This is a genomic window from Nocardia sp. NPDC051052 (genome assembly GCF_044456045.1).
GTDB lineage: Bacteria > Actinomycetota > Actinomycetes > Mycobacteriales > Mycobacteriaceae > Nocardia.
This window is the reverse complement of sequence record NZ_JBITFL010000008.1, coordinates 122006-135749: the sequence shown is the minus strand read 5'-3', so window position 1 is coordinate 135749 and position 13744 is coordinate 122006. Positions and strand designations below refer to the sequence as shown.

Genomic DNA, 13744 nt, shown 5'->3' with positions numbered 1-13744 from the left:
AACGTGATGTGTAGCCAATCGGACTCGACGGCCATTCTTTCGAAGTACCTACCGATGAACGCTATGGAATTTACGGCCGCCCGCGACGAGCGCACGCTACGCGATTTCGGGCAGCATGTTATCGATCAAATGAGCGAGACCAGTCGTCGTCTCATGGAATTGCAGCGCAATTCTCCATTGAACGAACTTCAGCGCAAAGCTCGGTCAAAGCGTAAGCGATTCGATACCTGATCAACTCTCCGTCCATATTTTTGAGGTTGAATTTTCTTGTGTACCCGTCTTACGCTTGAAGAAGAGCGACCGTATGGTGATATCTATCGATTGTGCGAAAACCCGGTAGAGTGCCTACTCAGCCAACTGAAACTCAAATCGCTACAGTCCAACGACGATCAGCCGGCCCGGGCACTCCTCACGGCCTTTTGCTCGCGCGCGAATGCCGTCGTCACGGAGGCCGGATATTTCGACATAGACTACCGCAGCGAGTTCAGTAAAGTTCATGATTCGCGGTTCGCAATCCGATCTCCCGATACGACACGAGTTCACTTCTTCCACGGTGCTGTCACGGAAGAAAATACACATATCTACGATTTTGTCGCCCAGACTGATTCGACATACTGTGGCTATACAGTGGTCCGCCCTCAGTTCCCCGGAAGAATCGGCCGGTCCATGGTTCCTGTCGACATCGATGTGCCGGGGGTAATTGGAGAAAAAGACTTTGCCGATAAGGTTCGCACCAGTGTCGCTGAAACTGTTCAGATTTTCGGCGTGCCGAAAAGAGTAATCGGTGTACCGTTCATGGAACAAGACGGGCACCTGCTGACATGTGCCCACATTGCTGCCTGGATCTGCCACTACACTGCCGTTCTGCGCGGTGTCGTTCGGCGACGAGCATCAGCTGAATTCCACGATGTCGGAGACAAGAGTGCTGCCGTGACTCGGCCCTATCCATCGCAGGGATTGAATCTGAATGTAGTGGCAACAACTCTTCGCTCGGTTGATCTCCCGCCAGAAGTACTGGATGCGGCATCTCTGATGAGGGAGGGAGATACGAACTGGTCTCGACGACCCGGATTTTCCAAACGTCTGAACGATTTGAAACCGGCCGAAGGTGCGGGGAGAAACACCCGGCCACTCGCTAGATTCTGGATCAGGGAAAATTTGGGATCAACTGTTTGCCGCTATCTGAACTCCAAGCTCCCTGTCATTTTGCTGCGCAGTCCTGCGGAAAAATTCCACGTCGCTCATGCGCAGGTTGTTATCGGCTACCTCCGACGGTCAGAGATAGACAGTACTGCTCTGCCGAATCCGCTACCAGCCCAACAAGAATCAGACTCCGACGTCACGGCGTTCATCGTGTGCGACGATCAAATGGGGCCCTACGAGATCGTCCTTTTAGACGATCTGGTCGACGCGATGATGAACTCGATCGACTCAGAGGACGCCGACACTGCCATAATTGTGCCGCTTCCGAGATCTCTATGGCTTTCAGGGACTGCGGCAGAAGAAGCTGCAACGTACTGGCTGAAAACGCTTGCTGAGGATCGCCTCGCAAACTTGTCCACCTGGCAGGCCATCACAGAGCCTGAAAGATCAAAGATTTACTTCAAACCTTTGCAAAGCTTTGTAGCGCAGGTGTCCGATATCGTTACTCACGAGACAAGCCGAGTCGGACAACTTGCGCTTCGCAGTTATGTGAGCACGGGAGTCGAGTTCAAAGAAAGCATCACCGAACGGCTGGGTAACGGGGTCGAGTTGGCGCGTGCCGTAGGTAATATGCAGCTACCAAAATATGTTTGGGTTTGCGAAGCGATCGACCGTTCACTGCGCAGCGTACGTGGCGGAAATAGCGTTCTGGCTACAATCGTATTCGATTCCACAGCGGTCGCTATCGAAGGCCGAATGACCGGAGCCGATCTTTTTCCGCTCATTGTTCACCTTCCGGGCCAGGCGAAGTGCGCGTCCAGATATACGGATTATCGCTCGAGCATCGGTCAAGACTGGATCCCGACCTGGACAGAGTTGTATAGAACCGGTCGCTGGAACCGCGAAAGCCATAACAGGCCGAACACCTACCAGCCATGGAAGTGGCATTGAGCAATGATTAGCGACTAAAAGAGAAAATTATCGAGGCGATAAGCAAGCCAGCAAGAATAGTCATACAGAAGAACGATATGAGTACGCAGAACGACTTGATCTTATTAGAGGCACACGCGCTCCGATATGTCTCAATCTTTCGTTCAACAATATACTGAGCATGCGCTGCATTCTGCTCTCGCAAGACCTCTTCGAGCAGTTCATCGAAGCCGTCGGGGCTGTAACCCGCGTATGGCAAGGGAAGCGCTGTCAATGCGGCAAACAGGATTGAAAGAGACGCAGCTACAACAATCATGATTGCAAGTAGATGGGGCCAGCCCTCCTGCGTTGCAAGCTTAAGATCGAGCGTCTTGATCAGGGTTAGGTATAGGGTCACCAATCCGACATCCATCGTCACGATTGGAAATGCCCGCGTCTCGAAGGACGATTTCCTGAGCCAAGCTACCGCAAGCTCCTTGTCCAGATAGTCCGATACAATATCGAGCTCGCCCTCGTTTACGACACGAACCCACTCCAGACCGTCACTACGGGGAGGCGGCGGTTGAACGGGGAGGCCGTCGTCGGCCGATGCCTTATCTTCCACTGCCGCGACCTGACCAGAAGTACTTTGTATTCTTACTGCGCTTGCGGCGAGGCGTAAACATCGTCTCCTCCGCCGGCGGGACGCCCTCGGTCTGCGTGGGCTTCTGGCTGGGTAGCCTATCACCGCGCTCGACCTTGAGACTGATTGTGAGCTTGCGACTGGGGTCGCGATCGGGCGCCATGCGTACTCCTCAAGCTGGTCCTGATGCGGAACATGAGCGTCTCGAGACCAGGTAAACCGCGATTCACGCCTAACCTTGCCCGATTGCTCCGTATGGTACCCGACAAGCCAGCGTCCTGGTACTTTGGGACAGTGTGTCCCAAGATGTGAGGTAGGGTGTATAAGTATGTCCGCCGCGTTCGCCCGTGATCCGCTCGATCCGCGCCGCGCGAGGATGACGGCGGATGATGTGCGGGAGACAATGCTGACAACCGCCGCCCACCTCGTGAACGAGCGCGGGTTAACTGTCAGCCTCCAACACATCCCACTGGACGCGATCGTGGCGATGTCCGGTGTCGCCCGGAGCGCGGTGTACCGCATCTGGCCGCGGCGGGATCAGTTCTTCGAAGATCTCCTGTTGGAACTCGCCGCCCACCCCGAGTCATCCCCGTCCGTGCTCGACGGACCGACACTCGACGCCGCACTTACCGCGCTGGCTGACATTACTGATCACTTCCCAGAACTTCTAACAACCGAACAGGGGCGAGAGCAGGCGATTGTCGAGGTCTGCCGCCAAGGAGCGCAAACGAACTACGACAGTATCGAACGCCGTCGTACCTGGCGGACCTATATGTCGCTTTCTGCTGCGGTTTTATCTTACTCGGAGCCGATGCGGGGTAAGCTCGAGCGGGAAATTCAGAAAACACAGCAACGGTTTATCGACCAAATGTCGCGCTTCTACAATGCCATGGGTCCAGCACTCGGGCGCAAGTTGCGACCCGAATTCGTTCCGCCGCCGCCGGCTAAACCATGGTCCACCCTCGCAGCGAGTGGATCCGCCGTCATGGAGGGTATGGTGCTTCGCAGCACAGGCACTATGGCTGGACTGCAAGCACCAGCCTTCGAAGCCGGTCCAATTCCATTCGATCCCTTCGCAACCGGCTTCCCCGCCAAATGGTCGCCACCAGCACTCAGCTTTACATCAATGCTGTTGGCAATGACGCAAGGCGTCCCGAACGAAGAATATGCAGAGATCCCTATAGAAGTCCGCATCAACGCTGCCACCGATGTTGTCCGAGAACTCAAAGCAGAGATAGAGCGCGACCGCAGAAGGGTCTGACCGCTAGCCATCACGGATACGAGCGAACAAGGGCGGTCGTCATCCGCGATGCCGGCTCAGCTGAGAGCGCAGTCGGCCAGTGCGGCGACGATCGGGGTGAGGGCTTTTGCGTAGGTGACGGTCAGGTGGTTGTCGTCGCGGTAGATGAGGGTGTTGCGGGCGATCAGTGGGCAGCGGGCGGTGGTGCAGAACAGTTCGGTGAGGTCGGCGTACTGTGCGCCGCCTGCCGTTGCCGCGGCTCGTTCGGCGGCGATGCCTTCGTTGTGCACGGCGATCTGACGTGTTGGCGAGCAGGCCAGTGCATCGTCGAGGTGGTCGGACAGGCAGGTCGGCACGGTGGTGTGGGGGTCCGGGATCGGGCCGAGGACAAGGACATTCGCGCCGGTCGCGCGTAGCTGGGTCGTCAGGCGGGACAGGCTATCGATCCAGGCCTGGTCGTAGGTGGTGAAGCCGAAGTCGCCGCCGTAGCGGCGGGACATGCTCAGCACGATCAACCGCGGGTGCTCGGCTTGCAGGCGGGACAGGATCTGGTGGCGCCACTGCACGCATTCGGTGTACTCCCGGCCGAGATAAGGGCTGGTGATCGGCAGTTCCATCAGCGGGCAGGTGACCTTGCTCATCGTCTCCAGTCGCCAATGCCGTTGCTCGGCAACCTGTTCGAACGCGGGGCTCCACATCGCGGCATGCGAATCGCCGACCAGGGCGACCCCGGTTGCCGAATCCGGATCGCCCGAAACGCATTCGGGCTGACCGACGTCGAGCCACGAACGCACACAACCGTTCCCGAATACCGCCGCCTTGTCGGCCGGTGCGTCGGCCAGTGCCGGAGAGAGATTCGAGGGGACAGCCTGCTGTTCGGCCGATGCCGCTACGGCAGCCTGCACCTGCGCGGTCAGCTGTTGAACCGCCGCATCGCGCGGATCGACGGCTTCCGCCGACGGCGCCACGGGTGCCGCTTTTACGCTGAGCGCCTCAGCGGCCGCCCCATGACCGACCGGGGCGGGCACGTACACGAGCAACGCGACCGCGGCCCCGACCGCCACCCCGGTGATGACACCACCGCTGGTAAGACTCAGCGCCGCCGAACGCCGCAGCGGTGCGGCGAATCGGATCGGATCCTCGATGAACCACAGCGTGAGCATCGCGAGACCACCGGCCGAGACCACCGCGCCCACCGCGCCGACCTCATCGAGGCCATGACCAAGCAATCGCGGTGCGAGCAGCAACACCGGCCAATGCCAGAGATACCAGGAGTACGAAAGACGACCGAGCGACCGCAGCGGACCCACCGACAGTGCCCGGCCGACTCCCCACCGAGTCGCCCCGCAGCCCGCGACAATAACCAGCACGGCGCCGAGGACGGGGAGCAGCGCCGCCGTTCCGGGATACGGTGTCCGCCCGTCCAACTGAGTACAGGCATACACGATCAACCCCAACCCCAACCATCCTGCGACAGTGGCCAGCGCTTCCGGCATTCGCCGCCACACCGGGATCGAAAGCGCCACAACTCCCCCGAGCGCCAGCTCCCACGCCCGCGCAGGCAGCGCGAAGAATGCCCACGGCGGCAACGTGCGCGTCCAATTCAGCGACACCGAGAACGACACTGCGGCAACCACCGCGAGAACAATCAGATACGGAACCGGCGAGGCAGCAACCCCCACCCGCCGCCGACGATGCGCGAACCATGCCACCCCTATCATCAACGCGGGCCATAACAGATAGAACTGCTCCTCCACCCCCAGCGACCAGTAATGCTGAAACGGCGAGGGCGGCGCATCAGCCGCAAGATAATCTGTCCCGTTCAGCGCCAGCCGATAATTCCCCGCATACAACGCACTGGCGATCCCGTCCCCGAGCACAGCCCGAGCCTGCAACGGCGGCAACAACATCGCCGCCCCCACCGCGGTAGCAACCAACACGACCCCCGCCGCAGGCAACAACCGCCGCGCCCGCCCACCATAAAACCGCGCAAGCCGGACCGTCCCGGTGGCCGCCACCTCCCGCCACAACATCCCGGTAATAAGAAACCCAGAAATCACAAAGAAAACATCAACCCCGACAAACCCACCTCCCACCCCCCGAACCCCCGCGTGAAACACCACCACCGCCAACACGGCAACCGCCCGCAACCCCTCGACATCCGCCCGAAACCGCACCCTCTGCCGTTCTACGCCCCCCGCCCGGTCACCCGCAGCCCCCGACCGAACGATCAACTCACTGGAGGCAGTCCCTATCATGGGACGCATTCTTACCAACTCTTGCCAATAATGTCCTCACAACATTTGCAGATAAAGGTGACCTGAATAAACCTGTAAGCCGCTCTTATATAAGCTCACGACCCCTGGACGCCTGGCGTAAAGCCTGCGTCACTATTCTCGTCACGTGCTGTTTCCGACGCCCCCGTTGAGCGACGCCGACGAACGTGTGTTGTCCGACGTGGAACGTCAGCGCGAGGTTCGTGCGTTCTGGGCGCGTGTGGGAGGCGCTGGCCGATTTCGCGACCGGCAACAGCTTGGATGAGCGGCTGATCACCGCGTTGCACGACGTAGCGATGTCGGGTCGAGTACGTCGCACCCGCTACGAACAGAACGAGGGCCTGAATCTGCAACAGGCACAACGCGATCTACGCGAACTCGTGCGCAGGCAAATCCTGGCTCCGGTCGGCCGCACCCGCGCGCGGTTTTACGTCGCGGGTCCGACGTTCCCTGAAACGGTGCTGGAGATCGCGCGCACACCAATAACTTTGACAGATCCGGACGCCGTCACCAGCTAGCGAATTGAGCTACCCGACGTCCGAAACAGCTGGCTGGGTGTCAATATGACAGAGCAGCGGCCGGTGTGCCCGGAATGTGGCGGGACGATGATTCCCATTGTGTACGGCTATCCCCCGTACAGCATGTGGGAGGCGGCCGACCGTGGCGAGATCGTTGTGGGTGGCTGCCGGGTGAGCCCTAACTCTCCGCGGTGGGCGCGTGTAGCCCTATCCGTGCAGGACGTGGACGAGGGAGTAGCCGAGGGTGGCCGCGACGACGCCTGCGGCGACGCCCACCACGGCGTTGAGGATCGCGTGCCGGTAAGCGCCTTGCTCGGCGAGCCGGAAGGTCTCGTAACTGAAGGTGCTGTAGGTGGTGAACGCGCCACAGAAGCCGGTGGCCGCCAATAACATCCACGGCGCCGACAGTCCCGCGGCGGTCAGTCCGCCCAGGAGAAGGCAACCACAGACGTTGACGGCCCATGTGCCCCAAGGGAAACGGCTGTCGTGCCGCGACTGGACGGCCCGATCGAGCAGATAGCGCGACGGGGCACCGACGGCGGCCCCGGCGACAACCAGCAACGCGTTCATGACGCCACCTCGACCCGGGCGAACCGTGCCGCGGCGGCACGCGCGAGCAGCACACCGGCAGTGGTGGCAAGCAACGCGACGACGAGGGTCGCGACCAGGTAGACGGCCGCCACCACGACGGTGTCCGGGTCGAGCAGCGCGCGAATGTCTTCGGCGTAGGTGGAGAAGGTGGTGAAACCACCGAGCACCCCGACACCGAGGAACGGGCGAACCAGCGGATGCGCCGGTCGGATCTCGGTGATCATCACCATCAGCACACCGAGCAGGAAACTTCCCGCAACGTTGATGGTGAACACCGCCCACGGAAACCCGCCCGCCGGTGCGGGCCAGGCGAGGGTCAGGCCGTAGCGAGCCAACGCCCCGAGCGCGCCACCGACCGCGATGACGGCCAGCACAACCCCATGCGTGTTCGAGAGCTCGCACCGCTGGTCCGGGTTGTGCAGGTCGATATCAGGATCGACGGAAAGGCACGCTTGCGGGTCGATGGGCACAGCTGTCTCCTACTCCAAGGCCGCCCGAAAGCGGGGTGATGGGGTAGGGACTGTTGGCCGGCGAATGCCCGCGGTTGTTCCGAATCAGTGTCCGGAGCGGCGAGCCCCACCGCCGCAGCAACCATTATATGCCGTGTCAACACGGGTTAGCGGGCGGGGTATTTCCAGACCGTTCTGATCAGCGGTCTCATCGACGACGAAGATTGATCACGGTGCGGACCGCCCACGGCGCGGCAAGTCCGGCCGCCAACGCGGTCAGCGGCGCGAAGACACGGCCCCACAGATCCCGAATCGGGCGATACCGCGCGCCCCCGTGACTGATCTCGATGTACCCCAGCGGCCGTGCGTCGATGCCGCCACCTACGCCACCCTCCGCACCGGCGAATCCGATGCCGGCACGCGCGACGGGGACGATGGTGATGCCGTCGGCGGTGATCGGATCACCGAATACCATGGCCGCCCCGGCTCGCCCACCGACCAAATCCACCATCTGCTCCCGCGTCCGCGTCATCGCCACGGAGCCAGCATCGGCCCCCACGGCCAGAGAAACAGGATCCGGTGATGCCCGCATAGTCGTATACCTCCATCGCCATCGAAACGCCCGAGCTCGAGGCTAGCTGGACAAAGGATCGCGGAAACTCGCCCCCCCACACCATCTGCCAGCTGCTCACCGTTTGTGTGACCCGCACACCCGCTATAGCCGGTGTGCGGGTCACAGAAACGGTGAGCGGCCAGAACAAACAGTGCGCATCGGACACCAGCGGCCGCCGAAACCTCCAACCCGACATCCGCACTTCTTCAAAAGCGCTCGAGAACAGCACCACAGCCAGATGACCACGCTGGAACCTGACATCGCGCACCTGACCGATAACTAAAGCCGGGGACCCCACCCGACGTGCCCAGCACTACTCCGGTCATCCCACGGACCAGTCGAAAACCTCGGGGCCAGTAGACCCTCGGAGGTCTCTCAGTACACGAATCCGGATCAGTACACGCAGAGATCCCCGCAAAGGTGCACCTACCGGGCAAGTACACCGAAAGATCCCCGTCAAGGTGCACCGTCCCGGGCAAGTGCTGCTCAGGACTTTAAAGGTGAACAGCCCAGTGAGCTGGAGACCTGTCCACGTTTCCCGTGAAGTAGTGCTGGGCACGTCGCCTGCCGTACCCGGCTTTAGTTAACGGTCAGGCGCGGGACGTCCAGTCCTAGAGGTGGTCATCTGGCTGTGATTGCCTCCCAAGCACTTTGGATGAGAGAAGGGTCAGTCAGCGGCAGTCGGGCAGCCAGCCAGCGGCAGTCAGGCGGTCAGCCAGGCCTGCGAGAACGCTCCCCGGCCCATACCACCATAGATCCGCACTCAGACTCGGGATTCGCACTGAGAATTCGGCCCTATTTCGAGTGCGGATCCCGAGTTGGGGTGCGGATCTTGCCGGGCACAGAACGCAACCCGGCGGGGGTGCCGCCGGGTTGCGTTCTGCCGGAATCCTTCCAGACCTACAGGGTGAGTCCACCGTGATGCGTCTGGGTTTTTCCGCGCTGGGCCGGGGCGGATTTCGCAGCGGGGGTGCGGGTGGGTGGGTTGTCGCTGAATGCGAAGGTCGCTACGGAGTAGGCGATGGCGCCGGTGTTTACGGCCAATGCCTTGTCGTTGATGTTGCTGATCTTGTCGCAGGCCGAGTGGTAGCAGGCGTCGTAGGGCTTGCCTGCCTCGCCACCGAACATCTTCTGTTCCTCGGGGGTCTTGATGCCCTCCGCGCCGGTGAACAAGCCACCGACCGGGATCCCGATCGCCATGAACGGGCCGTAGTCCGAGCGCCCGTCGAGTGCTGTGGGGACGTGCGGGAGGCGGAGGAAGTCGAAGTAGCGGGCCAGGTTCTTCTCGATCTCGGCGGAACCGGCCGGTCCCCCGCTGCCGTCGTAGATCATGTACGAGTAGTTCGGCGACGCGATCATGTCGTAGTTGGCGTAGAGCCCGATCTTGCCGCGATCGGCCTCAGGCAAGTTCGTCACGTAGTGATCGGAGCCGAGCAGGCCGAGTTCTTCGGCGCCCCACCAGGCGAATCGGACCTTGTTCTTGGTCGGCACCTTGGCCAGTTGCAGAGCGACTTCGAGCAGTCCGGCGCTGCCGGAACCGTTGTCGTTGATGCCGGGACCGGCCAGCACGGAGTCGAGGTGAGCTCCCGCCATCACGACCTTGTCCGCGTTGCCCCGCTTGGTCTCCGCGATGATGTTGTTGGTGGTGCGGGTCGAGCTCTCGGTGTCGGTCTTCAGCCGGACGACCGTGTTGGGCTTGGCGATGAGCTCCTGGCCGATGGCGAAGCTGGTGCCGACCACCGGCACGGTGAAGCCTGGCCCGCCAAGGGTTCCGGTGAAGGTGTCGGTGCGACCCGGTTGCCCCTCGTTGAAGATGATCACGGCCGACGCCCCCGCGGTCTGGGCGTTGCGTGCCTTGTCGGCGAAGGGACAGGTGCCACGTTGGACCAGGGCGATGTTGCCCGCGGTGAAGCCGGCGAAGTCCTGCGCCTCACAGCCGGAGGTCGAGCTCGGTTGCGGAGTGGGCGGCAGGGTCAGATCCACGGCCTGGATTGTCCCCTGTGCGTTCCCCGAACCCGAGTAGGTCAGGGTCGCGAAGTCGCCGAATTCGCTGCTGCCCGGCGCGGTCGGCTTGTAGGTCTTGGCGTCGGGTGAGATCTGCGCCATGGCCGCCGTCGACTTCTCCTGGAAGAACGGGAAGTCGAACTGCTGCACCGTCACCTGGTAGCCCGCGCCGCGCAGCTTGCCTGCCACATAGTCGCGGGATTTGTCGAAACCGGGTGTGCCGGAAGCGCGGGTGCCGCCGTTGGCGTCGGCGATTTTCTGGAACTCCTGCAGGTGCCGTTTGATGTTGGGCGCCTGGACCGAGTCGGCCAGTTGCCGCTCGGGGGGCGCCGGGTCGGCGTGCGCGGTGCCGACCAGGGTGAGCGAGAGAGCGAGGGGTAAAGCGGCGGCAGCGGCGATGAAGCGACCGGCACTGGCACAGCGGAAGATGTGGGGCATGTGGGCTCCTCCAAAGGGACGGAATAATCCCGATGGTCGGAGGTTAAGCCGGGATGACGCATTGGTGAAACCCCAGTCGAAGTGGGGAAAGTGGTTGCGCAGGTGCGCCATCCGGGCAGAAGAGTGGTGCGAAATCGACGCCTCGACATCGGCAAAGCCGATGCATTAGTCGGCTCCGGCGAACAGGTTTCGCGAGAGCCGAAACAACGAAATCCCCGGCGTGCGTACGCAGCCGGGGATTTCGTTGTACCGAATTCTGGTCAGTGCTTGATCAATTCGGGTGCCGCGGTGTCGGATTCATCGGCCCCCTCCGGATCGGCCGCCCGGTTCGGCAGCAGCACCGCCGCGACGATCACGATCAGCGCCAAGACCGCGGACACGAGGAAGGCGAGACGCATACCGTCCAAGTGGGCGGTGATCGCGTCGACGCCGTCTTCGACGAGCGAGGTGCTGCGGGCCGACATCACGGTCACCACCAGTGCGGTACCGAAGGCCGCGGCAACCTGCTGCAGGGTGCCGAGCATCGAGCTGCCGTGCGAGTACAGGTGGTGCGGGAGCGCGCCGAGGCCGAGGGTGAAGACCGGCGTGAACGTCGCGGCCAGCGAGACCATCAGCAGGATGTGCAGGCCGAGCAGCTGCCAGTACGGCATGCTCATCGAGATCTGGGTGAACCCGGCCAGCGACGCGGCGATACCGATCGACCCGGGAATCACCAGCAACCGTCCGCCGAACCGGTCGAACAGCCGCCCGATGCTCGGTCCGAGCAGGCCCATCGCCAACCCGCCCGGCATCACCAGCAGGCCGGTGGCCAGCGGGCTCAGACCACGCAGGTTCTGCAGGTACAGCGGCAGCAGGATCATCGACCCGAGCATCGCCATGAACGCGACCGACATCAGCACCAGCGCCTTGGCGTAGGTGCCCGCCAGCAGCACCCGCAGGTCGAGCAGCGGCGTACCGGTGCGCTGCAGGCTCAGCTGACGGAACACGAACCCGGCGATCAGGGCGACACCGGCGGCGACGATCAGGGCCGGGCCGGCGAGGTTGCTCGCCTCGAACCGGCTGAGCCCGAACACCAATCCACCGAAGCCGAGTGCGGCGAGTACCACGCTGATCGAGTCGATCGCACCGGCCTGCGGCTCACCGACATTCTCCAGCTGACGCAGGCCGAGCCAGGCGACCACCGCGGTGATCGGCAGCACCAGCACGAAAAGCCAACGCCACGAACCGACCTGCAGCACCAATCCGGAAATCACCGGGCCCATCGCGGGGGCCACCGAAATGGCAAGGGTGACATTGCCCATCACCCGGCCGCGGTCGCGTTCGTGCACGACGGTCATCAGCGTGGTCATCAGCAGCGGCATCATCACCGCGGTGCCGCCGGCCTGGATGACCCGGCCGAGCAACAGCACCGCGAACGTCGGCGCGACGGCCGACAGCGCGGTACCGGCCAGGAAGACGCTCATCGCCGTGGCGTAGGCCTTCCTGGTCGAAACCCGTTGCAGGAACCAGCCGGTGGTGGGAATGATGGCCGCCATCGTGAGCATGAACGCGGTGGAGACCCACTGCGCCGCACGCTCGGTGACGTGCAGGTCGCCCATCAACCGGGGGATCGCGTTGATCATGATGGTTTCGTTCAGGATCACCACGAAGGTCGCGAGTACCAGCACCCGGATTACCAGCGGTGTCCGTCCTCCCGTCGCGGGAGCGGATATGTGGGCGGACATCGGGTACCTCCGGGTATAGATGTTGAGTGCGAGTACGTGTGGCCTACTGGGTTGCGGTCCCGGCGCCACAATGAATGAGACGGGCTCGGGTGCTCGAACTCATCGGCATGCATCAGTAAACCTTTCGGTACCGACAAATTTCTCCGGATTTTCCTGCCGATACACCCGCGATTTCGGCTGAAACACTGATCAGGTGTCTTTTATCGGTCCGGCAGCAAGATCAAATCGTGAGCCTGATCACTCCATGCGAGGTGGCGTGATGGCCAGCACTCGGGACATCGCCCTGCGTGAGTGCACCGCGGAGCGGCGGGCCGACGAGTCACGTCAGGGTGATCGCCAGTTCGTAGACGATGTCGGATTCGTCGGCGCTGGAGGGATCGAGGAGGAATATCTGCCGTGGCCGCCAATCGGATTCCTCATTGTGGTCGAGCAGCCACTGATGCAGCGACTCGAAGCCGAGGGCGGTCATCATGTCGGATTTGGGGACGCCGAGGTAGATCTCCCGGCCCGCGCGCTCCTTACCGACAGTCATGTCCGGGAAGCGCTCGGCGACCACGTCGACGTCGGATTCGCTGATCGGACAGCAGAATTCGACCGGGGCGTCGTCGTCGACGCCGAGTTCGCCGTGATAGCGGAGGAAGGGCAGACCGGCGATGCCCTCGGGCCGCGGCACGGACGGACCGCCGAAGCGGGCGAAGAGCGGGGTGGCGAAGGCGCCGATCCGATCGGCGGTGAGGTGGTCGGTCTGGCTCAGGATCGTTCGCGCCGGCAGGGTCCGGAGGGCGACGTCGTACATGGCAACCTGCTTTCCAGTCAGTTGCGCGATGAGGAAGCCGACCAGCGCTGCTTTAGCGGTGAACGCCCGTTGCTGCTCGTCCCCGTAAGCGGCCAACTCACCCGCCCGCTGAGCGGGCGGCAGCGCCAGGACGCTGGCTATCCGAGACAGCGGCATGTCCAGTTGGCGCAGCTGGGCGATCTGTCGAGCCCGCGGTAGTTGCGCGGGCGAGTACCAGCGGTAGCCGGTGTCGGCATCGGTCCGTGCGGGCGGCAGCAGGCCCGATTCCGCGTACAGCCGAAGGGCTTTCGGGGAAAGCCGGGCCAGCCGGGCGAACGCGCCGATCGCGAGCAACTCCACTGTCGCCTCCTCATGGCAAGGGAACTTCCCTTGCCGTCCAGGGTGCGGTCGGCCCCGAGGG

Annotated in this window: 11 protein-coding genes; 3 read left to right on the top strand and 8 right to left on the bottom strand. The window is 62.6% G+C overall.

What is annotated here, in order from left to right; translation table 11 throughout:
• Positions 1–267 precede the first annotated feature (267 nt).
• Entirely contained in the window at positions 268–2094 is a 1827-nt protein-coding gene (locus tag ACIBCN_RS27280) for a hypothetical protein (protein ID WP_396994522.1), read from the top strand.
• A gap of 7 nt (positions 2095–2101) precedes the next feature.
• On the opposite strand, the gene ACIBCN_RS27275 is transcribed toward ACIBCN_RS27280, so the two are convergent.
• Positions 2102–2677: a hypothetical protein gene (locus tag ACIBCN_RS27275; RefSeq protein WP_396994521.1), complete on the bottom strand. Its 576-nt coding sequence runs from the start codon at positions 2675–2677 to the stop codon at positions 2102–2104.
• Between the two features lie 346 nt (positions 2678–3023).
• On the opposite strand from ACIBCN_RS27275, the gene ACIBCN_RS27270 reads away from it, so the two are divergent.
• A complete protein-coding gene (locus tag ACIBCN_RS27270; RefSeq protein WP_396994520.1) occupies positions 3024–3956 on the top strand; it encodes a TetR/AcrR family transcriptional regulator in 933 nt (310 codons plus the stop codon).
• A 56-nt stretch (positions 3957–4012) separates the two neighbouring features.
• Here ACIBCN_RS27270 and ACIBCN_RS27265 read toward each other — a convergent pair whose 3' ends face one another.
• On the bottom strand, positions 4013–6193 hold the full coding sequence (locus ACIBCN_RS27265; RefSeq protein ID WP_396994519.1) for an acyltransferase family protein: 2181 nt from the start codon (positions 6191–6193) through the stop codon (positions 4013–4015).
• 221 nt (positions 6194–6414) lie between these two features.
• Here ACIBCN_RS27265 and ACIBCN_RS27260 point away from each other — a divergent pair, with 221 nt between their 5' ends.
• Complete coding sequence (locus ACIBCN_RS27260; protein ID WP_396994518.1) at positions 6415–6729, top strand: hypothetical protein; 315 nt, start codon at positions 6415–6417, stop codon at positions 6727–6729.
• Between the two features lie 207 nt (positions 6730–6936).
• Here the strand turns inward: ACIBCN_RS27260 and crcB (ACIBCN_RS27255) are convergent, their stop codons facing one another.
• The 6 genes from crcB (ACIBCN_RS27255) to ACIBCN_RS27230 form a co-directional block, all read right to left on the bottom strand.
• A complete protein-coding gene (crcB, locus tag ACIBCN_RS27255) occupies positions 6937–7299 on the bottom strand; it encodes a fluoride efflux transporter CrcB (protein ID WP_396994517.1) in 363 nt (120 codons plus the stop codon).
• The gene (gene crcB / locus ACIBCN_RS27250; protein WP_396994516.1) at positions 7296–7790 is read right to left on the bottom strand and encodes a fluoride efflux transporter CrcB; all 495 of its coding nucleotides are present in this window, start codon (positions 7788–7790) and stop codon (positions 7296–7298) included. The genes crcB (ACIBCN_RS27255) and crcB (ACIBCN_RS27250) overlap by 4 nt, the downstream gene beginning before the upstream one ends.
• 187 nt (positions 7791–7977) lie before the next feature.
• Positions 7978–8307: a hypothetical protein gene (locus ACIBCN_RS27245; RefSeq protein ID WP_396994515.1), complete on the bottom strand. Its 330-nt coding sequence runs from the start codon at positions 8305–8307 to the stop codon at positions 7978–7980.
• 975 nt (positions 8308–9282) lie between these two features.
• On the bottom strand, positions 9283–10824 hold the full coding sequence (locus tag ACIBCN_RS27240; RefSeq protein WP_396994514.1) for a M28 family metallopeptidase: 1542 nt from the start codon (positions 10822–10824) through the stop codon (positions 9283–9285).
• Positions 10825–11084: 260 nt separating this feature from the next.
• The gene (locus ACIBCN_RS27235) at positions 11085–12548 is read right to left on the bottom strand and encodes an MDR family MFS transporter (RefSeq protein WP_396994513.1); all 1464 of its coding nucleotides are present in this window, start codon (positions 12546–12548) and stop codon (positions 11085–11087) included.
• A gap of 319 nt (positions 12549–12867) precedes the next feature.
• Positions 12868–13683 (bottom strand): MerR family transcriptional regulator, encoded by an 816-nt coding sequence (locus ACIBCN_RS27230; protein ID WP_396994512.1) that lies wholly within the window; start codon positions 13681–13683, stop codon positions 12868–12870.
• Between the last annotated feature and the right edge of the window lie 61 nt (positions 13684–13744).

Coding starts and splice junctions, on each gene's coding strand:
- ACIBCN_RS27270 (WP_396994520.1), top strand. CDS start 3,024: ATGTCCGCCGCGTTCGCCCGTGATCCGCTCGATCCGCGCCGCGCGAGG.
- ACIBCN_RS27265 (WP_396994519.1), bottom strand. CDS start 6,193: ATGATAGGGACTGCCTCCAGTGAGTTGATCGTTCGGTCGGGGGCTGCG.
- crcB (WP_396994517.1), bottom strand. CDS start 7,299: ATGAACGCGTTGCTGGTTGTCGCCGGGGCCGCCGTCGGTGCCCCGTCG.
- ACIBCN_RS27240 (WP_396994514.1), bottom strand. CDS start 10,824: ATGCCCCACATCTTCCGCTGTGCCAGTGCCGGTCGCTTCATCGCCGCT.
- ACIBCN_RS27235 (WP_396994513.1), bottom strand. CDS start 12,548: ATGTCCGCCCACATATCCGCTCCCGCGACGGGAGGACGGACACCGCTG.